This window comes from Aquimarina sp. RZ0 (assembly GCF_008370685.1).
Classification (GTDB): domain Bacteria; phylum Bacteroidota; class Bacteroidia; order Flavobacteriales; family Flavobacteriaceae; genus Aquimarina.
This window is the reverse complement of the sequence record NZ_VTZU01000069.1, coordinates 1-25,183: the sequence shown is the minus strand read 5'-3', so window position 1 is coordinate 25,183 and position 25,183 is coordinate 1. Positions and strand designations below refer to the sequence as shown.

General features: G+C 33.3%; 16 protein-coding genes. 14 read left to right on the top strand and 2 right to left on the bottom strand.

All coding sequences use genetic code 11. The features are described 5' to 3' along the window. Window positions 1-59: 59 nt before the first annotated feature. From F0000_RS21270 to F0000_RS21255, 4 genes are all read left to right on the top strand, one after another. Window positions 60-3,359, top strand: coding sequence for a TonB-dependent receptor (locus tag F0000_RS21270; RefSeq protein ID WP_149626740.1), 3,300 nt, complete (start codon window positions 60-62; stop codon window positions 3,357-3,359). Between the two features lie 47 nt (window positions 3,360-3,406). Next, on the top strand, window positions 3,407-4,972 hold the full coding sequence (locus F0000_RS21265; protein ID WP_149626739.1) for a RagB/SusD family nutrient uptake outer membrane protein: 1,566 nt from the start codon (window positions 3,407-3,409) through the stop codon (window positions 4,970-4,972). Between the two features lie 30 nt (window positions 4,973-5,002). Beyond that, a complete protein-coding gene (locus F0000_RS21260) occupies window positions 5,003-6,481 on the top strand; it encodes a SwmB domain-containing protein (RefSeq protein ID WP_149626738.1) in 1,479 nt (492 codons plus the stop codon). Between the two features lie 73 nt (window positions 6,482-6,554). Beyond that, window positions 6,555-9,893 carry a VCBS repeat-containing protein gene (locus tag F0000_RS21255; RefSeq protein WP_149626737.1) on the top strand — a complete coding sequence of 1,113 codons (3,339 nt, stop codon included), beginning with the start codon at window positions 6,555-6,557 and terminating at the stop codon, window positions 9,891-9,893. Between the two features lie 75 nt (window positions 9,894-9,968). Here F0000_RS21255 and F0000_RS21250 read toward each other — a convergent pair whose 3' ends face one another. Then, entirely contained in the window at window positions 9,969-11,243 is a 1,275-nt protein-coding gene (locus F0000_RS21250) for a T9SS type A sorting domain-containing protein (protein ID WP_149626736.1), read from the bottom strand. Between the two features lie 231 nt (window positions 11,244-11,474). On the opposite strand from F0000_RS21250, the gene F0000_RS21245 reads away from it, so the two are divergent. From F0000_RS21245 to F0000_RS21225, 5 genes are all read left to right on the top strand, one after another. Next, window positions 11,475-13,739: a glycoside hydrolase family 3 C-terminal domain-containing protein gene (locus tag F0000_RS21245; protein WP_149626735.1), complete on the top strand. Its 2,265-nt coding sequence runs from the start codon at window positions 11,475-11,477 to the stop codon at window positions 13,737-13,739. A gap of 1,250 nt (window positions 13,740-14,989) precedes the next feature. Beyond that, window positions 14,990-17,935 carry an Ig-like domain-containing protein gene (locus tag F0000_RS21240; protein ID WP_149626734.1) on the top strand — a complete coding sequence of 982 codons (2,946 nt, stop codon included), beginning with the start codon at window positions 14,990-14,992 and terminating at the stop codon, window positions 17,933-17,935. Between the two features lie 455 nt (window positions 17,936-18,390). Further along, window positions 18,391-19,416, top strand: a complete 1,026-nt coding sequence (locus tag F0000_RS21235) for a formylglycine-generating enzyme family protein (protein ID WP_149626733.1) — start codon at window positions 18,391-18,393, stop codon at window positions 19,414-19,416. Between the two features lie 162 nt (window positions 19,417-19,578). Then, entirely contained in the window at window positions 19,579-20,169 is a 591-nt protein-coding gene (locus F0000_RS21230; protein WP_149626732.1) for a hypothetical protein, read from the top strand. A 128-nt stretch (window positions 20,170-20,297) separates the two neighbouring features. Further along, on the top strand, window positions 20,298-20,768 hold the full coding sequence (locus F0000_RS21225; RefSeq protein WP_149626731.1) for a hypothetical protein: 471 nt from the start codon (window positions 20,298-20,300) through the stop codon (window positions 20,766-20,768). Window positions 20,769-20,822: 54 nt separating this feature from the next. Here the strand turns inward: F0000_RS21225 and F0000_RS28660 are convergent, their stop codons facing one another. Next, window positions 20,823-21,146, bottom strand: coding sequence for a transposase (locus F0000_RS28660; RefSeq protein ID WP_368668128.1), 324 nt, complete (start codon window positions 21,144-21,146; stop codon window positions 20,823-20,825). Between the two features lie 47 nt (window positions 21,147-21,193). Here F0000_RS28660 and F0000_RS21215 point away from each other — a divergent pair, with 47 nt between their 5' ends. The 5 genes from F0000_RS21215 to F0000_RS21195 all read left to right on the top strand — a co-directional run bounded on the left by F0000_RS21215 (window position 21,194) and on the right by F0000_RS21195 (window position 24,893). Then, the gene (locus F0000_RS21215) at window positions 21,194-21,571 is read left to right on the top strand and encodes a hypothetical protein (RefSeq protein ID WP_149626730.1); all 378 of its coding nucleotides are present in this window, start codon (window positions 21,194-21,196) and stop codon (window positions 21,569-21,571) included. A gap of 193 nt (window positions 21,572-21,764) precedes the next feature. Then, the gene (locus F0000_RS21210; protein ID WP_149626729.1) at window positions 21,765-22,280 is read left to right on the top strand and encodes a hypothetical protein; all 516 of its coding nucleotides are present in this window, start codon (window positions 21,765-21,767) and stop codon (window positions 22,278-22,280) included. Window positions 22,281-23,007: 727 nt separating this feature from the next. Further along, on the top strand, window positions 23,008-23,625 hold the full coding sequence (locus tag F0000_RS21205) for a hypothetical protein (protein WP_149626728.1): 618 nt from the start codon (window positions 23,008-23,010) through the stop codon (window positions 23,623-23,625). A gap of 225 nt (window positions 23,626-23,850) precedes the next feature. Then, complete coding sequence (locus F0000_RS21200) at window positions 23,851-24,330, top strand: hypothetical protein (protein ID WP_149626727.1); 480 nt, start codon at window positions 23,851-23,853, stop codon at window positions 24,328-24,330. Window positions 24,331-24,332: 2 nt separating this feature from the next. Beyond that, a complete protein-coding gene (locus tag F0000_RS21195; protein WP_149626726.1) occupies window positions 24,333-24,893 on the top strand; it encodes a hypothetical protein in 561 nt (186 codons plus the stop codon). Window positions 24,894-25,183 lie beyond the last annotated feature (290 nt).

Genomic DNA, 25,183 nt, shown 5'->3' with positions numbered 1-25,183 from the left:
GAACCCTACCTGCTAATATTTAAAGGGAGGGCTGACTATTTTAAATTAAACAAAAACAGATGAAAAAAAAGTATCGATTAAAAAATCATTTTAAGACAAAACTGATTGCCCTTATTTTGCTTTTTGGTAGTGGTTTTGCATATGCACAAACTAAAACGATTTCGGGTATTGTTACAGGGGAGGATAATACACCATTGCTTGGAGTGAATGTACAGGTTAAAGGGAAGTCTGTGGGAACGGTGACAGATTTTGATGGGAATTATGAAATTAAGGCAAGTAGTAATGATGTATTAGTTTTTACCTATATAGGTTTCATAAAAAAAGAAGTAGCGATAAAGGATAAAACAAAATTAGACATTTTCCTTAGTCCGGATGTAGCAAGTTTGGATGAAGTGGTAGTGATAGGATATGGAAGTGTAAGAAGAAAAGACCTTACAGGGTCTGTAGTGTCCGTAAAAGCTGAAGAATTAGATAGGGTAAAGGCAGTAACTTTTGAAGGTAGTCTGGCAGCAAAAGCTTCTGGTGTTCAGGTTACGCAATCAGAAGGAGGACCAGGTGCTGGATTTAAAATACGAATTCGAGGGGGTACTTCTATCACCGCTAGTAGTGAACCGCTATATGTGATCGATGGATTTCCTATATCTGGAGAAGGTGTAGGTTCCAGTGTTGGACTCGGAAATAGTACTACCAGTCCATTAAATACCCTTGACCCTAGTATTATAGAGTCTATTGAAGTTTTAAAGGATGCTTCTGCAACTGCAATTTATGGTTCACGTGGAGCCAATGGAGTTATCCTGATTACTACTAAAAAAGGAAAAAAGGGAAGAGCTAATATGAATTACGAAACTTATACATCTTTTGGGGTATTAGCTAGACGAGTAGATGTGTTATCTCCTCAGGAATTCATTGATTACCGTAATGAATTTGCACCTTGGGATCCAGATGATGATACAAATCCATTTATTCGATCTTTCAGGGATCAATTTGGGAATGACTTAGGTGCAAATGATCCTAATGTCATTATCACGGACTGGCAGGATGAAATTACAAGACTGGCGATCACAGAAAGTCATAAGCTTTCTATGAATGGAGGATCTGATAAAACAGCATATTCAGGATCATTTTCTTACCTGAATCAGGAAGGAATTATTCGAAATACCAAATTTGAGAGATATACAGGAAACCTAAGACTTGATCAAGATGTGACAGATCGCATAAAAACAGGGATAAGCGTTAACGTTGGGTATAATATAAGAGACGGAGTCGTTTCTGCTGCAAATGAAAATGCCAATGGTAGAGCAGGGATTATTACAAATACCTTATTATATGGTCCTGCTCAGGGAAATATTGATTTGGAAAGAGAAGAAGTTGAAATAGATGAAAATGGACTTTTACTTTCTGTAAGAGGAAGTGATATTGTAAATCCACTTAGAAATCTACAGGAAAATGTAAATAGAGGTAATAATTTCCAAACATTTGGGAATGTATATCTTCAATATCGAGTAGCAGATGGTTTAACATTTAAATCTTCTCTTAGGATAAATGCATTTGCAAATAAAGGGCAAGCCTATTTTACAGAAAAATTCGGTTGGGGAAGAACTCAAGGAGGGATTGCATTTGTAAATACTGCTCAGGGAGGTGGAATTACCACAGAACAAAACCTGAATTACAATAAAGCTTTTGGAAAGCATAGAGTAAACGTAACAGCTGTTTATGAACAACAACAAGGTACTTTTGAATCTACAGGTCAGGACTCCAGAGGTTTTGAAATACCAGGAGTAAATTTAGATAATCTTGGTACCGCTTTGGTGACAAACCCCAATAGATCCTCGTTTTCAAAAACTACACTTCAATCCTGGTTAACCAGGGCACAATATGATTATTCTGATCGATATGTTATTAATTTTAGTGCCAGATATGATGGCTCCTCCAAATTTGCAGAAAAATGGGGTTTTTTCCCTTCTGTAGGAATTGCATGGAAAGTGTCTAATGAAGCTTTTCTAAAAGATAGTAACCTTATAAGCAATTTAAAGCTAAGAGGTAGTTTTGGTGAGACAGGTAACAATGGAATTCCTCCGTTCACATCGCTATCAGGAACGGTATTGGCAAGTACTATTTTTGGAGGTAATATCCTTACCACTGGAGCAGCTATCAGAAATTTACAAAACCCAGATTTCACGTGGGAAACTACTACGCAGCTAGATGGTGGGCTGTCATTAGGGTTATTTAATAATAGAATCTCTATAGAAGCTGATTATTATAACAAAGAAACAACCGATTTAATATTAAGAAGACCTCTACCTGCTACCTCTGGGTTTACTGATGTACTTGAAAATGTTGGGTCTTTAGTAAATAAAGGTTTTGAGTTTTCAATTAATACAGTTAATATACAAACCAAGAATTTTTCCTGGACTTCTAACTTTAATATTAGTTTTAATAAAAATGAAGTAACAGACCTTGGAGGAGCCGACGAATTTTTTGTCAGAGCATTAGGGGATAATCAAATTACAGATGATTATGTGGTAAGAGTAGGAGAATCTTTGGGATCTATTTATGGTCTGGAAAGTGACGGACTTTATAATTATAGTGATTTTGTAGAATTTGATGGATTAACAGATGCAGAGGCAGCAGAAAGACTGTTTCAAGATTCAGCAGACAAAGGTGTATATTATGATTTATTAGATACTGTAGATAATGGAGATGGTACTTTTGGGACGTATACTTTAAAAGAAGGAGTTACTGCCGGGAACCAGGTGGACAGAGGACAGTACAGACCGGGAATGCCTAAGTTTGTAGATCAAAATGGTGATGGAGTCATTAATTCTGATGATAGAACCATTATTGGTAGAACTGTTCCAAAGCATTTTGGAGGTTTCACTAATAACTTCTCTTATAAAAACTTTGATCTTTCTATTTTAACCCAGTGGTCATACGGGAATGATATCTATAATAAGAATAGAGTTCGTGGTGGAGAAACAGTGATTCCGCAATTTAACAAACTAGGGTATGTAAGAGATCGATGGACTCCAACAAATCCTAATACAGATATTCCGGATGTAAGAGGATATATTGATGCTGGTTTAGGAAGTAATGCGTTTTCATCATTTGTTGAAGATGGATCTTATTTAAGAATCAATAACATAACTATGGGATATAGTCTGCCAAAAGATGTAATTAAAACTTTCAGACTTAAAAATTTCAGAATTTATGGTTCTGTAGACAATGTGTATGTATTTACTAAATATTCGGGCTTTGATCCAGATGTTAGTGTAGGAAACAACCAGTTAACACCAGGTTTAGATTCTGATGCGTATCCACGTAGTAGAATTTTTAGGATAGGTGTTAATGTAGGTTTTTAGGCTTAAAATTAATATATTTATAATGAAAAAGTTAAATTCTCAATAAAATGAAAAATAATAGAATAATGCGACTCGGAATTTCAGTTTTTATCATATTTCTACTTGTTTCGTGTCAGGAAGAGTTTTTAGAAGAGAACCCAACTATATTTACCACTCCAGATCAATTACTTGTTGATACAAAAGGGGCAGAAATATATTTAACAGGTGGATATGATGCCGTACAAAATATAATTAGTGCAGGAGGACAAGGCAAACCGGGTATGATGATACACTGGGGGGCTATTGCTACGGATTTAACATTTTATCCACCTTGGGGAGGAGATCGAACCCAAATTTACTTACAACAACAAACGCCAAGTAACGTGACGATTACCCGTATTTGGAGAGAATTGTATGTTGCTGTCAACCGTGTTAACAGTGTGGTAGATAGAATTGGAGCAATGACCGATAAGCAAATTGATATAGAGGATCGGGAGAATTTTGTAGCTCAGGCAAAGTTTCTTCGTGCGACATTGTATTTTGCTTTGGTTTCTGCCTGGGAAAATGTCCCTCTGATAGTAAATGAAGTGACATCTTTGGATAATTTGGACGTTGAGCAAGCTTCTCCAGAAGAGGTTTATAATTTTGTAATTCAAGATCTGCAGGAAGCGGCTGCAATTCTTCCTGCGGAGCAAGGAGGAGGAAGAGCTACCAAAGGAGCAGCTCAAACATTATTAGGGAAAGTATATTTACAAATGACAGGTTTTCCATTAATGCAAACTGATAAGTATGCATTGGCAGAAGCAGTACTGCAAGAAGTGATTGATAGTGGAGTGTATAGCCTAGAGCCTGATTATACAAAGCTTTTTATGCTGGATAATGAACAAAATAATGAAATGATATATTCTATTGGTTTTCAGGGACCTGGGGCCGGTGAAGGTGGCTTGTTTGGAACGTATTATGGTCCTCAGGGAAATGTTAATAATGGCGGGGGTTGGAGTACCTGTTTTGCTTTTGAAGAATTTGCTGATTCTTTTGATCCTGATGATATTCGATTGCGTAATAATATAGCAAAACATAATGCCAATGATGTGCCAAACCCTGATGAAGCTTTATTTAATGAAGAATTATGGGTAGTAAATGTTTCTAATTGGAGAGGTTGGAAATGGCGTGCTTCCAATCCAAATACCTACCCTAATGATACTCCCTTTGATAATCCTTATCTGCGATATGCAGACGTACTTTTAATGTATGCTGAAGCGCTTAATGGACAAGGAAGACTAACTCAGGAGGTTGTTGATGTAACTATCAATAGACTCAGAGACAGGGTGAGAATAGAAAACCCTGATAGACCCGAAGAAGAGATTGTACCAGCTATGATATTAGGTTCTAAAGAGGAGAATAACATCGTTATTCTTGATGAACGAAGAAAAGAGCTTTGTTTTGAAGGATGGAGACGTAATGATTTAATTCGTTTTGGGAAATATGAAGAAGCTGTCATGGCAATTAATCAGGTTTCAGGAAATAGTGCAGGGAATCCAGGGCCAAATTATGCAGCGTTCAAAATGAGATGGCCAATACCAGAACCCGAAATTCAGTTAAATCCAAAACTTAAACAGAATGACGGATATTAAATCAAATTGGAACAGAAAAAAAGTATTATTATGAAAATATGTATTAATAAATATAAGCTTTTGATCCCAATCTCGGCACTAATTATTACGGTAGTTGGCTGTGAAGAATCAAATCTTAGAGACGGTTTTCGTGAGCAAAATTTCAAGCCCACTGCCAATACTACATTAATAACAGAGGGGCAAACAATTACATATACAGATTTATCCAAAAATGTTTCTATAAGAAGTTGGACATTTGAAGGAGGTGATATTGAATCCTCTGATCAGGAAATTATAGATGTTACGTATGATGATCATTCTCCTTTTGAACCAAATGCTAGTGGAGGGTTTGATTATAATTCATTTAAAACAGGATTAGAAGTAGATTATGATGATGGAACAACACAGAGTAACCGATTTAATGTAACGGTGTATCCAAAGATAGATGTTGATTTTACTGCAAATAAGACGACAAGTATTTTTGGAAGTATAATTGATTTTGAAGATTTAACAATCCACGAGGAATCAGCATGGCCAGAGGCTGCCGAGGAAGATACTTTTCTGTGGGAGTTCGAAGGTGGGATTCCGGCAACAAGCAAAGATAAGAATCCTTCAATTTTATATTCTGACACAGGTAAGTTTAGTGTGAAATTAACAGTACACAGAGAAGCACCAGAGTCAGATGTTGTGTTGGTAAGAAATGAATATATTAATATAGTATCGCAACCTGCAATTTCTCCATTATCTACTATTTTATCTAGTTTTGGTAAGATAATTACACTGACCTATGAGGAGGGTATTTCTACAGCAACTCCAATGGATGCTAGTGCATTTTCTGTTGCTGTCGATGGCACTGCTGCAACGATTGCATCAGTAGCTTTAGATGGAGCCGATCCGTCAAAAATTGTAATAACGTTGGATACTTCTGTTACTGAGGGACAGGATATCACCATTTCTTATAATGGAAATATAGTATCAGTTAGTGGTGCAGTTCTTGCTGGTTTAACAGAAGTTCCTGTAACAAATACGGTAGTAAATTTGTTCAGACTTTATAATGCTGATTTTGAACAAACTGCCGTTGGGTCTTTTCCTGATGGGTACGGCACCTGGAACGAAACTGCCGGCGCTAACAATAATGAAAAATATGTGACATCAGATGTTGATCCTCACGGTGGAGCAAAATGTCTAGAGATTCGGATAGACGCAACAGATGATAAGTGGAATCTTGAATCTGGTTTCAGTGATGCCGGAAATGGTCATGTAACAATTGAAGAAGGCGAATATAGATTGATCTTTTGGGCAAAAGCCTCAACTCCTGGTATAACTATGGGGTATAGAGCCGTTGCTCAGGGTTGGGCACACAATGATGGGAGTTCTGCAGATTTAACTACAGAATGGGTAGAATACTCTGCGGATTTCTCTACTGTAGGAAATACAACTTTAAACAGAAAATATTGGCAGCAGATACAGTCAAATATAGATGGAGCAAAAGTGTATATCGATGATATCAAACTGTATAGAATTGATTAAACGCTTGATTTAAAATTTTAAAAAGCCTGTTTGGAATTCCAAATAGGCTTTTTTATGTAAATTAGTCTAAAAAATGAGAATAATAGTATTCTTTTCTGCACTTATTACCTTCCTTTTAGTTAGCTGTCATAAGGATCAGGAGAAAAAAACACAAAAAAAAACTGAGAAAAAGGTTAGTGTTGGCGAGTCTCCTATCTTACAACTTATTTCCTCAGAAAAAACGGGAATTACTTTTAATAATCACATCAAAGAAAATTTTGATCATTTTTTTGTGCTGTTCAATTATGTTTATAATGGAGGAGGAGTTGCAGTAGGAGATATTAATAATGATGGATTATCTGATATCTATTTTACAGGAAATGAGGTGTCTAATAAGCTATACTTAAACAAAGGTAACTTCGTGTTTGAAGATATCACAGATTTAGCAAATGTATCAGGAGGAAATGGCTGGCATAATGGAGTAGTTATGGCAGATGTCAATGGTGATGGTTTTCAGGATATTTATGTGTGCAGAGGTGGGTGGAAAGATACAAATGAGGAGCGTAGTAACTTACTTTTTATCAATCAGGGAGATTTAACGTTTAAGGAAGAAGCCTCTACCTATGGATTGGATGATATCGGATATTCGTTAATGGCTTCATTTTTTGATATGGATAATGATAATGATCTCGATGTATACGTAACGAACCGGCCGGACAAATTTTTCATGAATTACAAACAAGTGCTTGATGGAAAAAAAGAGCAAAACCATTTATTTAGAGATAAGCTCTTCGAAAATAAGAATGGAAAATTTAAAGAGATTGGGATTGAATCAGGAATCAAAAATAATTTTGGATATGGATTGGGTATAGCAACATCAGATGTTAATGATGATGGAAATACTGATATTTTGGTATCGAATGATTTTCTGGAGAGAGATTATTTATATATGAATCAAGGGAATAAAAAATTTAAAGAAGAACTTGCTCAGCATTTTAATCATATTCCATTCTATGCTATGGGTATTGATGTGGTAGATTTTAATAATGATGGTTTTGAAGATATTATGCAATTAGAAATGATGCCGGAAGATTATAAAAGGTCAAAAACCACGATGGCATCCATGAATACAAAACTGTATGAGGATATGACTTCGAATGGATTTTATTATCAGAATATGCATAATATGCTTCATTTGAATAGGGGGAAAGGGGTTTTTAGTGATATTGGTCAATATGCAGGAGTTTCAAAAACAGATTGGAGTTGGGCTTGTTTAGGGAGTGATTTAGACAATGATGGATATAGAGATCTTTTTATTACGAATGGGTTTAAGAGAGATATATGGGATAAAGATGCTACCGCCAGGTATCACGGATTTTTGAGAAGTCCAAAATTTCGTACTATGAACATAGAAGAAAAAACCAAATTTGCGGTTAATCTGTTTAATGAAAATAAAATTGCAAATTACCTATATAAAAATAATGGCGATCTTACTTTTTCTAATAAAGTAAAAGAATGGGGTGCAGATCAAAAAAGCTTATCAAACGGAGCAGCCGTTGCAGATCTTGATAATGATGGAGATTTGGATATTATCGTAAATAATATTGATCAGGATGCTTTTATATATGAAAATACTGCAGAAACATTACGGAACAATTATTTGAAAATAAAACTTCAAGGGCCTGTAAATAATTCTACAGGTCTGGGAGCAAAAATTACGATCAATTATGCTGGTAAAATTCAATATCATGAATTTAAAACGGTGAGAGGATATTTGTCGTCTGTAGAGCCTATTGTGCATTTTGGTTTAGGTAAAGTTGATAAAATTGATTCGATTCAGGTACTTTGGAATGACCATAAGCAAAGTGTTATAAAAGACATTAATGCCAATCAACAAATTGATATAGACTATAAAAATTCCACAGACCTTATAGCTAGAAATAAAGAGAAGACAAGTCAATTGTTAGTCAATAAAAGTGCAAAAGCTTTTAAATCTCCAATAATACATATCGAAAATGAATATAATGATTATAAAGATCAAATTCTGTTACCTCATAAACTATCTACATTAGGCCCTGCATTGGCTGTCGGGGATGCTAATGGCGATGGACTTCAGGATTTTTATATAGGAGGAAGTAAAGATCAACCTTCACGATTAATGATACAAAAAAGTGAAAATACGTTTATTGAACAAAAGCAAGTATCATTTGTGAGTGATAAAGCGCAAGAAGATGTTTTTGCTAGTTTTTTTGACATAGATAATGATCAAGATCTTGATCTCTACGTCGTAAGCGGTGGAAATGAATCCGAAGCAGAAAATGAATATTATCAAGATCGATTATATATAAATAATGGAAAAGGAGCTTTTATAAAATCAAATTCACTACCAAAGATAACAAGTAGTGGGTCTTGTGTAGTTCCTGTAGATTATGATAAAGATGGAGATTTAGATCTTTTTGTAGGAAGTAGGCATATCCCAAAAAAATATCCAACCCCTCCATCAAGTATTATATTAGAAAATAATGGAGGCGTTTTTAAAGATGTAACGGATCTGATAGCTCCTGATTTTAAGAATTTGGGGATGGTTACTTCTGCGATCAGTAGTGATATTGATGGCGATGGAGATAAGGAGTTATTGATTGTGGGAGAATGGATGAAAATTAGTGTTTATAAGTGGAGTAATGGTAAATTTTCAGATATAACAGAAGCCGTAGGGTTATCCAAAACGCACGGGTGGTGGAATCAAATTGAAGGAGCAGATATAGATAATGATGGGGATATGGATTTTGTAGTTGGCAATTTAGGATTGAATTATAAATTTAAGGCGTCCACAGAAAAACCTTTTTATGTATTTGCAAATGATTATGATCAAAATGGTACTCAAGATATCTTTTTGACCAAAGAATATAATAACAAACTAGTTCCGGTGCGTGGTAAAGACTGTTCTACAGAGCAATTACCGCATTTAAAATATAAGTTTAGATCCTACAAGGATTTTGCAAATGCAGGAATTTATGACATTATCGGTAAAAATCCTGAATCTGCAATAAAGTTTAAAGCAGAAACTTTTTCAAGTGTAGTATTGGTTAATAACGGAGGTAAGTTTACAATACAAGAATTACCTACTGAAGCTCAGTTCTCAACCATTAATGGTATCATAATAGAAGATCTTAATAAAGATGGAATTAAGGATGTCGTTATTGCAGGAAATAAATTTGAAGTAGAAATAGAAACAACAAGAGCAGACGCATCTGTGGGATTAGTATTGCTGGGAACTAAAACAGGAACGTTTCAAACGCTGAAGTATATTGATAGTGGTTTTTTTACACCATTTAATGTGAAAAATATCAGGAAAATAAATATTTCAGATGATAATATGGGGATATTAGTGGCAATAAATAACGGAGAACTACAATTTTATGGGTTAAAATGAATAGCAAATCTTGAGTGGTAAAAAAGATGTTCATTTTAAGGCAAATGAACATCTTTTTTGTAGTTAAAGTCGTATTTATTGTTTAACAAATTTGGCAATTCCAGTATCAGTTACCAAAAAATAGATTCCTTTTGTTAGATCAGAAATATCAAGTGAACCTTTGGCAGTAACTTCTTTGATAGTAGCTCCAGAAAGAGATACTACTTTATAGGTTTTTGTAATGATGTTGCTGCTGATTTCTATAGTGTCAATAGCTGGGTTAGGACTAAATAATCCATTAATGGATGCATCATTAAAATCAGAAACACTTAGTGTGTTTTGTTCATTTGTACTACACCCGTAAGTAGGGCTTGATGGATCAGTATCAATCGTTCCAATTTCTCCGGCAGGTGTATTAGGGCATATATCCAGATCAGTCCCATCTATAGCAAAAGTATTTACTCCATCCGTGTCAGCGTCATTAGTGACTTCCTGAATATCTATAAAATTAAAGGCTTTCTGAGGACTGTCATTGATAAAGTTTTGTCCTGTAGTTCCGGATTCATCATCTAATCTAAATCTATATTGATAAAGATTACTCATTGCACCATTATCCGCTGTAATAGGTGAATTGAGCATCCAGGTAGTTCCTGCGCCATTGATAATTTCTGTTGCCTTGGGAAAAACAATAGTTGCACTGGCAGCTGTAGAAACACCATTTGTATTCACAAGATCTTCTATAAAAGCACTTGAACCAACAAAAATATCAGAATACGGATCAAAAGTAACTAACCAAAAATTTATCCGTAACGAAGTAATATCTACAGTAGAAGAATAGTTAAAATTAACGGTAAACTCACTACCTCTTTCTACTGTTGAGACAATGTCTACAGTGTCGATGTCAATTTGTATAGCCGGTGCTGGTTCAACTGTTAAATTAGCGATGTTTGATTCTATTGAGCCGGGAAACCCAGTGCCACTGTAAATTACATTTTGATCATTTACTAGTGAAGGGCCGAATAAATCCAATTTTGTGAAAATAAACGTTTTGTTGTAAGTGCCATTACCATTATCTATAACATCCACATCTGTTCTCTTTAATTGTAAGGTTTTACCTCCTGCGACAGCATCATCGGTAGTAGCATCTCTAAAATTAGAGAACCAATTGAATTCAGCATCATCATCGGCAAGAGGAACATTCATAAATGTTACCTGATAGTCTGCTTCTGTAGCACCATCAGATGCTTCAGTGTTTATTTTTATTGTGGGTGAAGGTACTTTTTCAATCAAGACAGTTGCTTGCGAAAAAGTATTGGTGGTTTTTAAAAGTAAGATCAGAATAAAAAATGGTTGATTAAGTAATTTTTTCATATAGATTAATGTATTAAAAGTTAACTATATAAATGTATTTGATTTTATGAATTGAATTGTGGTCATATGTTTAATTATCAATTACATATGGTTTTTTAAAATTTTGGATTTTATAAAAAATTGTATGCCTGTAAAAGCATTTGTTGTATAAAAGCGAACATATGTACTGGAAGACTTTATAAAAATAGATGATCTTAGTGCTTATTTTTATTTTATAATCAAAACAGACTAATGACCATCAAAACCAATTATTCCTCTATAGCTATATTGTTATTCTTAGTATTCATTTGTGTGATTGCATCGAGTTGTAATCGCACAACTGAAAAAAAACAAAAAGAATTAACAGAATCCACTATCACTAAAAACAGTGAACCAGAGAAATCTTATCAATATACTTGGCAGAATCCTTCTTTGTCTAAAGAAGAACGCGTCAACGCTTTGATAAAAGAGTTAACTATTGAGGAAAAAGCTTCACAAATGCTCGATGTTTGCCCTCCAATAGCAAGATTAGGGATACCCGAATATAACTGGTGGAATGAAGCATTACATGGAGTTGCCAGAAATGGAAGAGCGACTGTATTTCCTCAGGCGATTGCATTCGGAGCTACTTTTGATGAAGAATTAATATATAGAGTAGGAACAGCAATCTCTGATGAGGCACGGGCAAAATATAATGAAGCGATAAAAATAAATAATAGAAGCAGGTATGCAGGGTTAACATTCTGGTCTCCTAATGTAAATATCTTTAGAGATCCCAGATGGGGACGGGGACAAGAAACATATGGAGAGGATCCATACCTTACAGGTCGTATTGGAGTTTCGTTTGTAAAAGGGTTACAGGGAGATAATCCCAAATATATGAAAGCAGCGGCGTGTGCAAAACACTATGCGGTGCATTCCGGTCCCGAAGAATTAAGGCACGAATTTGATGCAGTAGTGTCCAAAAAAGACTTGTTCGAAACATATTTACCAGCTTTTAAAGCACTTGTTCAAGAAGCTGACGTAGAAGGTGTAATGGGTGCGTATAATAGAACTCTGGGAGAACCTTGTTGTGGTAGTCCGTATCTTTTACAAGATATTCTTAGACAAGATTGGGGATTCGATGGATATATTGTATCGGATTGTGGAGCGATAGGTGATTTTCATAAGTTTCATAAAGTTACTGCCACACCAGAAGAGTCTACAGCATTAGCATTGAAAAGTGGAACTAATATCAATTGCGGAAGCGTTTTTAAAAACATAAAAAATGCTTTAGATCAAGGTTTGATTACAGAAGATCTACTGAACCAGAGACTAAAAGAAAATCTGTTAACACGATTTAAACTAGGATTATTTGACCCCATTGGAGCAAATCCTTATGATAATATAGAAGCAGATGTTATAGATTCTAAAAAACACAGAGACATAGCGAGAGAAGTAGCACAGAAGTCAATAGTTTTACTAAAAAATAAAAACAATGTACTTCCCTTAAAAAAAGATATTAGAACTGCTTATATCGTAGGACCAAATGCTTCTAATGAAGAAGTACTGCTTGGTAATTATTATGGAGTAACAAGTAGTACTCAGACTATTTTGGATGGAATTGTTGGTAAGATTAGCCCGGGAACAAGTATTAATTATAAATCAGGGGTACTACCTTTTAGAGATAATGTGAACCCAATCGATTGGTCTACCGGAGAGGCAAAACAAGCAGACGTTTGTATTGCAGTAATGGGAATTTCTGCATTGTTAGAAGGTGAAGAAGGAGAGGCGTTGGCTTCCTCAGAAAAAGGAGATAAAAAAGATCTTAAACTGCCCAAAAATCAGATTGATTATATAAAAAAGCTAAAAAAGGATAGTAAAAACCCTTTAGTACTAGTACTTACTGGAGGAAGCCCTATTGCTATTCCAGAAATTCATGATCTTGTAGATGCAATATTGTTTGTTTGGTATCCTGGAGAAGAAGGAGGAAATGCAGTTGCTGACGTTCTTTTTGGCGATGTAGCACCGTCAGGAAAACTTCCTATTACGTTTCCAAAATCCGTGTCTCAATTACCGCCATATGAAGATTATAATATGAAAGGGAGAACCTATAAGTATATGTCAAAAGAGCCTTTGTATCCTTTTGGTTTTGGTTTGTCTTATACTGAATTTCAATATAGTGACCTTACAATTGATAATAACCTTACAGTAACTGTAAAAATCTCCAATCAAGGAACAAAAATGTCTGAAGAAGTGATCCAATTATATATAAGTTCACCTTTGGCAGGAACTAAAGATCCTTTGTATGATTTAAAATCGTTCAAAAGAGAAAAGTTACAACCTGGAGAGACCAAAACGATTACTTTTCAGCTTGATCAAAATATATTTAATCAATTTGATGAAGAAGGTAAAGAAGTTTTAAGAGATGGGAATTATACGATATATATTGGTGGTGCATTACCATCAAAACGAAGTCAGGCACTGGGCGCTCCTGAAGCTGTAAAAAAAGAGGTGAATATAAAAAAGATGCTTTGAGATAATTGTATTGTAGGCAAACTTGGGAACCTCCAATACAGGTAAAATTTAATATTCATACATACTTTATTGAAATAATATCATCAATGTTTAATACTTTGTGTGCGCAAAAGGGTTTTAATACAAAATGAAGTATTTAGCGTAAATTATTATCCAGTACCATATTGTTTTCTGGTGATTTTAATATCAATGATGACCAGTTTTTCAGCTGTTTATATTAACAACAGAGTTTCGATTAATCCTAAGCACATCAATTTAAATTCTGATTAGAATTTTGTATTAAAAACAGGTATTTTGGGTTTAATACGATTTGTGATTAAAAAATTCGTATAAATTCATTGAATTATTTTTTCTTTATGCAAGGCAAAAAAATCAAGCATAGCTATAGCTACGGTTTATTTTTTAAACGAAGTAGAAAGGAAAAAGAAACGATGAATATGCGAAATTTTTAGTTATAAATCGTATAATATCACCTCAAATGGAGTACATGCTAAAATCGTTTCTTTTTGTTTCACACTTCGAAATAAAAAGCATCGATAGCGCTGCTATTTATGAATTTTCTTTCTGATTTGATTTCAAAAATAATTTGATTCGGTTTACAGTGATTTTATCTCAGAATTGGTATAAAAACCTATTCTCGATACACTTTTTCTTTGTCACAGTACTACTATTTATGTGTTTGTTAACTTTTGGATTGTAGCTAATTGATAGTTCAGGCTCTTTAATCATTTTGATAAAATTTTTCTGCTTATGTCGGTTTAAATTACTAGGTAAAATTTTTATTGAATGTCTCGAATTGGCGGTTTTTAATCTTCTATGTTAATAAATTTAGGCAATAATTAAGTTGTCATAAATCTTTAATAGATTATGATTAGTAGAGGAAAGAATATCTTAGTGATTTAATTGTTTTGGCATTGTTTTTTGCGAAAAAAAGCGTCAATATAATGTAATTGTTCTATTATTTTGTTAAATAATTAGCTTTTATTCATAATCAAGAAATATTTGTTGTATCTTTAAGTAACCGAAATTAATACAACTAAAAACTCTGATACAAAGCAAATTATGAAAAATTCCCTGAGCCTACCGTTTTGACGTTTCTGTGTACATTCAGAGACAATAGATTCTTTCCAAGAACTACTAAATTATAGATATATACATTAACTCAAGTCTAAAGGGTGATTTATAAAATTGCTAACTACTATTTTATATATCATTATATTTTATAACTCTTTTTTTAACACAAACAAATCATGAAATTTAAAATTCGTATTCTTTTATTAGTGGTCATTCTGACCACATTTTCTGAAGCCTATGCTCAGCAACGTCCGTCCTTTAACAAAAGCAAGGATATTCTAATCGCTCAATTTGATAGTAAACCAGATCCAGATGATATTCATGCACAAGCAGCTCTAGGTAGCATGTTAGCTCATGATGATTTAAAAAATGTAAAGTACTATGCTGTTGCAGGTGCTATTGGTAAGCAAGGAGGTAGATTTATTGATTCAGATGCACTTTTTGACCTGGCATTTGGCAGAAATAATTGGACAGATGCAGACGCTAACTGGAATGCTTCAGTAAACGATATTAAAAATAAAGTACTTCCTATTCTGCGGAGTGGTGGCAAAGTATGGGTTCAGGAAGCTGGTCAATCCGACATTACCCGTGATTGGATTCAAGCGTTAAAGAATGAAGGTGTTGCTAATAGTACAATCAAAAACAATGTGATTGTTGTACAGCATAGTACGTGGAACGAAAATATGACTTCTTCAGGGGATCTTAACTGGGTAAAAAACAACGCTACCTATAGGAAGATAGCTGATGGTAATAGTGGAGGAAACGGTACACCTAGTTATAGAAGTACCAATAAATCATTTCTGACTCAAGCAAAGAACTCACCAAACGCAAAGGCTAAAGCTTTGTGGAGAGAAGCAGATAGAGTTATTCAAGCCCACGGTCATAAACCCTCTCATTCATCTATCTCAACAGGCGGTGTTGATTATTCTGACTGTGTAGAAAACTGGTGGATTTTCAATATTAGAGGAAACGCCGATAATATTGCTAAATTCTGGAACAGATATGTAACCAATACCACAGGATCTAATCCAGACCCTAATCCACCAGGAGGAGGAGGAGATGGCGGTGACGGATGCGTTGCTGTAGAACGAAATGGTGTGGCAGCAGTAGAGGCCGAACATTTTGCAAGCCAATCTAAAACGGATAAGAGAAAATGGTATACATTTGATCAAAATAACTCTGATGGACCTAAACCAGATCCAGATGGTTTACATAAAAATGGCTCAAGCGGTGGAGGATATCTTGAGATACTACCAGATACCAGAGTGACCCATGGAGATCCCTTAAATGGTGATAATTTTAGTAATACTCCAGGGAAACACGCTATAATAGACTATAAAGTAAAATTCTCAAGTGCTGGTAAATATTTTGTTTGGGTGAGAGCATATTCTTCTGGATCAGAGGATAATGGTGTTCACGTAGGAATCAACGGAACCTGGCCAGAATCAGGAAAAAGACTACAATGGTGTGCTGGTAAGAATCAATGGACCTGGGAAAGCAAACAGCGTACAGATGCTAACCATTGTGGAGAAGCACAAAGGATATTCCTAAATGTTCCAAGTGCAGGTGTACATACAATATCATTCTCTATGAGAGAAGACGGATTCGAAATGGATAAGTTTGTTTTATCCAAAGCTTATAATAAACCAAATGGCACAGGACCTGCAGAAATACTTGAGGATTGTAATGGAGGTGGTGGATCTGTTGCAGTTACTGGGGTAAGTATATCTGATAGCAATGTTTCTTTAAATGTAGGGCAGACTAGAGATTTGAACGCAACAGTACGTCCCAATAATGCTTCTAATAAATCTGTAAGCTGGTCGTCTAATAACACAAATGTAGCCACAGTGAATTCTAATGGTTTAGTAACTGCCAAATCAAATGGTACGGCAACAATTACAGTAACTACCCAGGATGGTAATAAAAAAGCAACAAGCCGCATAACAGTAAATGGCAGTGCTCCTCCATCTGGTGGTGGCGATATTGTAATAGAAGCAGAAACTTTAACAAATACAAGCGGTACTTTTAATGATGCTTCTGCTGGTGGTCCCGGTCTTGGTATGAATGTCACTGGCATAGGTGTTAATTATGTAAATAGTGGAGATTGGGCAGAATATAATATTAATGTTGGTACTGCAGGTAATTATAGTATTACCTATCAGATATCTACTCCTTCTGATAATGCTCAGGTTCAATTATTAATAGATGGTGTGGTTGTAGCCACTGATAATGTTCCTAATAATGGTAATTGGGATAACTATACTGCGCTAGTATCCTCAAGTACGATTACAAGTCTTAGTGCGGGAACGCATAAGGTACGGGTAGTAGCCTCTGGATCTAACCAATGGCAATGGAATCTCGATAAAATCATATTAAAAAGAATTGGTGGTAATAACGGAGGAGGATCTTCTTCGCAAACAGCGACATTATCCCCTATCCACGATGCATATCTGGATAGAAATACCAGACATAATATCAATATGGTTAGAATAGAGCAGGGTAAACGTTCCGGATATCTTATGTTTGACCTTTCTTCTATTAACGGAAGTATAGAAAAGGCTGAACTCAAGTTTACAGTTAATGGAGATGCCGGAAATGGTAATGTTACTATACATAGAGGTAATAATAATAATTGGACAGAGCAAAATTTATCCAATGGTAATAAGCCTGGTAAAGCACAGTCATTAGGAAGTATAAATGGTAATTTTGCTATAGGGAACACTAAAATAGTTGCTCTAAAAACAGCTCCGATTACAGGTAACAAGTTATCTCTAATTATAGAAGCTACCTCAGGAAATGATTTTGCTTTTGCTTCTAAAGAAAACTCTGTGGGTAAACCTCAATTAGTGATTACATATTCGTCTACAAGAGATAATAATATTGATGACAGTGCTATTAAGATTTTCCCAAATCCGGTAGTAGAAACCATTAATTTCTCAAGTGAAATAAACATTGGAAATGTGAAAGTCTATAACGCTATCGGAAAGTTACAAAAAGATATAATGTTTGAAAAAGGAAATAATGTGTTAGATATGAAGAGCTTATCTACTGGGTATTATATTGTTAAAATTATGGATGAAGATAATAAAGTAATAACTATTCAAAAAATAGTGAAACAATAAGATCCTATGGCTTTATAAAGGTTTAATTAATTTTATATATTCAATTTGGGAATGTTTTCTATATAGTGTAGAAAACATTCCTTTTTTTTACTCGATAATCGAGATTTTTACCATTTTTGCTTTAAAATTACCCAAATAAAATACAGTTGTTTTTTCTTTAAGCAAAAAAGAAAAATTTAGCATAGCCTACTGTTAATTTTTATTGTGAAGCATAAGGGGAAAAGAACAGATTTTAGTGGGTAATTTTTAAGGTAGAAATGGTATTAGATACTCCTAGGCTTGCCTCAAAAACGAAACGTTTTTTTAATAAATGCCTCAGAGGATTGTCTAAGGTAATTTATCCCAAAAATCAAACTGCTATTATTAATATATAACATATAATTCAATACTAGAAAAACATCCTTCAGAATTAATAGAAGAAGATGTTTTTCTTTATATTTCGATTAAAATTATAGATGAAATTTTTAAAGATACATTTGTGTTTGTTTCTTGTTGTATTTGTTCAAATTAGTTGTTCAGAAAAAGTAAAAGAAGTAAAAGATACTGTTGAGAATACTAAACAACTATCCTATCATGAGAAATATCTTAAAGAAATCTCAGAATTACCAATTAGTGAGTTTCAGAAAGAAGATACACTCAATATGATCAAGATAAAAGGGGGAGAATTTCTGATGGGAGGTATCAGCAGACAAGCAAGAAAAGATGAGTTTCCCAGGCATAAAGAATCTGTTCAAGGTTTTTGGATAGATAAAAATGAAGTAACGAATAGAGAGTTTAGTAGATTTATAGAAGCTACCGGGTATATTACAACTGCAGAAAGAACTACAGAAATTGAAGGAAAGATATTTGATCCCGGAGCTTTGGTGTTTAATCCTGATAATCCGAATATGTGGTGGAAATTTCAATCCGGAGCAAATTGGAAGCATCCATATGGATCTGAGAGTACGATTGAAGGTAAAGAGAATCATCCGGTAGTACAGGTTTCCTGGTATGATGCTATGGCATATACTCATTGGTCAGGAAAAAGATTACCTACAGAAGTAGAATGGGAATATGCTGCCAAAGGAGGTACAGAAAATCAGATCTATTTTTGGGGGAATGATTTTACTACAGCTACTCAATATGCTAATTTTTTTCAAGGTGATTTTCCTGTTAAAAATAATGTAGACGATACTCATGAAAAAACTGCTGAGGTAAGAAAATTTCCTAAAAATGGTTTTGGCTTATATGATATTGCAGGAAATGTATGGGAGTGGTGTCTTGATACATATTATCCCAATGCTTATCAGATACTGGACAAAAGAGAAGATGGGTATTTCAAGCAATATTATAACAGCGAACAACAAAAGGTAGTGAGAGGAGGTTCATTTTTATGTAGTGAAAGTTATTGTACAGGATATAGAATCTCTGCCAGAATGAGTTCTACACCAGATTCCGGCTTAGAACATACAGGTTTTAGGTGTGTTCGAGATGTTAGATAAAATCTATTTAGGACACAAAAAATGATTTTGATAACCTATATTCTGAAATAATACATCTTGATATTTAATAGGTAATTTTAAGGTAGAAATGGAATAATCCGTTTGATTGTGATTAATGAACCTTTTTTTAAATTCGAAGACAAGTTTTAACATCAGTATTTAATGAAAACATTTTCTTTACTATTACTATTAATTTTTAATCAAAATATCCCCTTAAACCAAAATATGAAATTTGAACAATTATTAGGAAAAATACTTCCTATTGTTGAAGATATAATAGGTAGTTCATTTAAACCTTCGGTTGCAAAATTTGAAGATTGTACCCTGTATAGTAATTGGGATTATTTTAATGCAGATTTTTTTGGGCATACTACAAGGCACCTTACCCTAATTGCTGATGATGATGGAATAGTAGAATCAATAACCGTTCATTTTGGATATGTGATCGATCGTACATTTTACGATTCGTTTGTTGGTCAGTATGGAGAACCAGACCATATTTATATAATTGAGAATACAGTAGTTATCAGTGAAAGTTATATAAAGGATGAGAACGGTAATGATGTTCAAAAGATTAGTAAAGGTGAAAGTGATCTGAAAGAGGGCACATTTGATGAAAAGCCATTATTTATGATTTGGGAAAAGGATGGTTTCTATATTCAGGCTTATTTAAGGCATGAAATGAATATAAGTGAGATTATGTTCAGTGTTGAGAGCCCTCCTTTTAACATAAAATCAAATAAAAAAAGGTAACATGTAATCAAGAATGGAAAGAGCAAAATTTAATGGATCTTTCCCTATTTTTATAAAATAATTGATAGAGAAGGGGGAAATGCTCCGGCGGAATCTGGTGGTTGTTAATTTCTTAAAAAATAGGTTTTATGAAAAAATTGAAAATAAGTGTATTATTATTGATGACTTCTTTTATGCTTTCCTATTGTCAAAATAAGAAATCTTATAATGAAGGAATGATTGTTTCATTTTTTAATAAGGTCTTCAATGAAGAAAATACTAATTCAAAAGAGCTATATGCTAAATATTTGTTTGAAGATAAAAAAGCCAATAAACTGAGAGATACCATACAAAATATGTTTGAAAAACATATCGCTGGCTTAAAAGTTAAAAAGCACCATCTATTGAATGCAAACTCAAAATTTGTTGTTCAAAAGTATAAAGATTATGATAAAGATGATTTAATAACATTTGTTTCAGACAATACGGGTGGAAAAGACATCCATGTTGTCACAGTAAATGATAAAATAGAATTTTATGTACTTTTAGAAAAAGATAAAATTCGTTCTTTCGAATATGTTATGAAAAGTAATGAAGGACTCTTCATAACATATTATTAAAATTTCAATAAAAAAATCTCAAAAGACAAATAGTCTTTTGGGATTTTTGCTTTATTATTGCAGGCTAAGGTTCTGAAAAGAAAATGGTTTAGGGTTATAAGGGATAGGGCGGTCAAAGTGAGTACTCCACAATTGCTTCTTAATTTCAGAGTGCAAACGAAATAACTCTCTTGCTACAATAATTTTTACCATTTTCACTAGTACTGATTGCAATAAAAAATGAACACGATCTTTATCTGTTCCAATCTCTAAAAAATGTAACTCATAACGCTTTTCTATTTCCAAATAAACTTCTCGAAGCGTATGGTCAACTTTATTATTAAAAACAACTTTCCGACATTTTGCTGGGCAAATAAAATGGTACAACAAAACGGACACATGTGTATATATTCACTTTCTTTCATACACAAAGATAATTTATTACGATGCAAGCATCTGGGAATGAGATCTCAGGGATTCAATTTGTCCAAAACGGTATTAACGTTTTATCCTTTAAATCCGAGGTAAATCCATTTTTAGGAACTGATTGTCGAAGTTTTGAATATGCACAACCTCCTGGAGCATTACAAAAAGGGTGTGCTGTAAAAAATTTCGATCATAGATTTTATACCATGGGTGTAAGACCTAATGGTAGTCCTTATTATGGTGAAATTGATGTTCCATTTGATATTATGTATTTTACTGCTTCCAATTGGATGACTAATGGTCAGGCGGCAAATGTTACTGCTATAACTGTAACTAATGCAATTAAAGCAGCGGACTTAGAGTTTTTTGATAATTCTGATATTTCTCTGCTCAATTAAATAATTTTTTCTTACATTTTTTAAGAATACAAATGCAAGCTATTGGAGGAAGTGTTAGCTTAACTCAAGAATCTTTTCCAATTCCAAGACCAGCACCTTCATATAACCAGTGTTTTAGGAATAAGTGATCCATTTGATTGTGATTAATGATTTTTTTTTTAAATTCGAAGACAAGTTTTAACATCAGTATTTAATGAAAATATTTTCTTTACTATTACTATTAATTTTTAAAGGGCTTATTTTTACTTTCTCAGTATTCGTATTTTCTAATGCTTATGCCTGTAAGACAAATAATGATAAGGAAAATATTATTATTTTAAGATCATTTTTTGATTCTATTTTATCCGAAAACCAGTCATTAGAGGAAGTTTCGGAGACACATAGATATAAAGGAAGAGGCGTAAAAAATAAAAATGAAGCAAATACTTTGTTTACATATCATATAGACTATATTAAATCAGAGAAAAAACAACTTATTCAGAATAAAGTTGACTTAACTATAACAAAGTATAAAGAATGTACATTAGAAAATAAATGGAAATTTGAGAAAAAAGATCTTGATGATATTTATGTAGTTAGCGTTAATGGTATGATTGAAACATATGTATTGATGAAAAAAGATAGGATTCTTTCTCTTGTATATTTTAGAAAAGGAAGTGATAATACAGCCCATTTTATTCCTTATTATGTAAAATCAACTTATCAATAGAAATTTCTAGTATAAAACAGATGACCCTAATAAATTAAAACCTTTTAGGGTCATAAAAATTTAGTATGCTTATCCCGATGTTTCCCTTAATTATATCCTAAGCTCCTACTAGTGCTTGATTTTTTTCATCTTTAGATAAAAAAGATCATAAAAATCACAAACCAGTGCGTCTAGTAATTACGGGGGATATGGGCTAATGAAAAATTATTAGGGAATTTAGCTGACAAGCATAAAATTTAAAATAAAGTTAGATTAAGCTCCTTATGCGGATGCCGCACTTGCTAGAACAAGTGGTAAAGAATTAGAATCCAAAGGTTTAATTATCATTAGATTCAATTCGAAAAGAATTAATAGTGTAAACCGAATTTATTAGGTTTCAACAATTCTCCTTGAAGGTATTCATGCTGAAATTTTTAGATTTGTTCATAAGAATGATCCTAATGTAAAACCCAAAAGAATGAGCTAGAGTGATTCAGTTATTTTTACACTATAAAGACTCGCAATGGGAAGATGAAGCACAGCACATATATATGACAGAAAAATACGTTATTCCAATAGCTAAAGCATTAAGAAAATTAGATAAAAATCAATTCTCATTAGATCATTACATGCATTTTGCTTGGGAGGGATTAATTATACATGCTCCAGAACATATAAAACCGACACCACAGCAGATATCGGAATGGGGTAGATTAAGTGATAAAGTAATACAATCAAACAACATACCATGTCAATAATTAGTAAAATTTACTTGCTTTCAGTTTGTTTAACATCATTATTAATCATTTCTTATCCTCATTCAAAAAATGAATTTAGTAATGATCAATATGAAATAATATCATTATTACTTGAAAGCCTTTCTGCAGGTCCCCCCCCACCTCCTCCTGCTCCAGGTGTTTATTCAAAAGACACACTTGTTTTCAATAAATATTCGGACTCCATAAATAGGTTAGATGTATCTATTGTTGTCTTAGATCATTTCATCAAAAGTGAAGAAATACCAGTTCAACAAAAAGTAACCTTTGAAAAAAAATTTCAAAAGTTAATAGAAACTCTAGAAAAAAATGAAATAGATAATTCCAAAATAAATTTTGATTCCATTATGGTTTCTGATAATCGTAAAATTATGAAGACCGATAAAGCATATCGAGGAGTATTAGAAGATAATAATGCCTCACATTATATTGCATTCTCAAACGTAATTCTTAACAAAGACAAAGATAATGCAGTTATTTATTTCATTAATAACAGGGGAGCATTAAGTGGAACTACTAGCTTAGTTCTATTGGATAAAAAAAATGGAAAATGGAAAATTTATAAACGTATTGTATTAAGTTTATCATAGCATTTATTCATTCGATCTTGAGCACCACAAAATTAACAATTTTGTGGTGCTATTGTTTTAATACTATTTTAGAGGTATTGATAAGAGCATCATTTAATTCTATTTTTTAAACACATAAACTTGATGAATTTAATTTGACTGTTAGAGAAAAGTGGTAGTCATCATAAAAAGAGGTGAGCCGATTAATGTCGATATTGAAATAAATGAACTAGGAATTATCATTTTATGTTTAAACGAATAGATCAAGTTTGCACAGATGGTCGTAATATTGCTACTACAGATATTGTAACTATAAAAATAGAAAATACAAATATGAAATCACTAATTGCTGCGGCTAACATCTTACACGAAGGTATACACGCAGAGGTGTTTAGATTTGTTAATGAGGCTAATAATGGAAATGTAGACGCTAATGAGAGGAAAAGGTTATTTGATCTTTACAGAAATTTTAAAGGACTAAGTACTATGAGCTCAGATGCACAGCACGTTTTTATGGCGGAGAATTATGTAATACCTATTGCAAAAGCAATACGACAATTAGATAATAATAGGTATTCTCTTAACCACTATATGGGATTTGGATGGGATGGACTAAGAGATTATGACTATCAAGGAGTTTTAACACCAGCAGAGAGTCGTGAATTTTATGAACTACAAGCAATAGTTAATGAAAATACAATGTTTAATCCAACAAATTGTAACTAATTATGAGAATTGTTTTTTATTGTCTTGGTATTATTCTTTTATTTAGTTCATGCAATTCTGAAAGAGAAATACACGAAGAAAACACTTATGAAATAGTGTCTTTACTAGTTGAAACCACTGGAAAACCGATGAAACCACCTCCACCTCCAGAAGGTGTGAGATCAAGGTTTACGGACTCACAAATTAATTCTATTTTGAATAGAAGTCAAAAAGTTGCATTATACCCCGTCTTTAATAGTAGTAAAAAAGTTTTTTCTGAAAATAAAAAAGTCAGTTCAGAGTATAATAATTTAGTGACAAATCTAAAAAACCTTGATAAAGAACAATTAGTTGATTTGAGCGAAGTAACAACATCAGAAAGTTTAAAGTTGTCTATAATAGATACAAATAAACTAAAATCTGAAAAACGATACATAGATAAAAACTATGATATTCTAATTCAGATTTCTGCTATTTCTTTTAACGCCGCTTATGATAAAGCAGCATTAGTACTTAGTGCAAGTAGAGGGCGTCTTAATGGATCCAGTTCAATAATTTATATGTATAAGGTAGATGGAAAATAGAGGGAACAGATACTTTTGAGATTTCCTAGTATAAGAAGAAAAGATCACTACATACAGATATAAAAAAGAGAAATTGTTACATACGATAGTATCACACCAACCTACAAAGTTTGTGTGATACTACTTTTTATAATATTGTGATTGTAAGAGCTTGTTTAAAAATCTTACTTCCTGAAAACAAATATTTTAAGAACCGTGAGCTTACTTCAAATAATTAAAATATCTCGATATTCTCATCATTTGAAGTGTCCTCAGAACCTCAAACTATTGATTTTCAATTTGTATTCTTT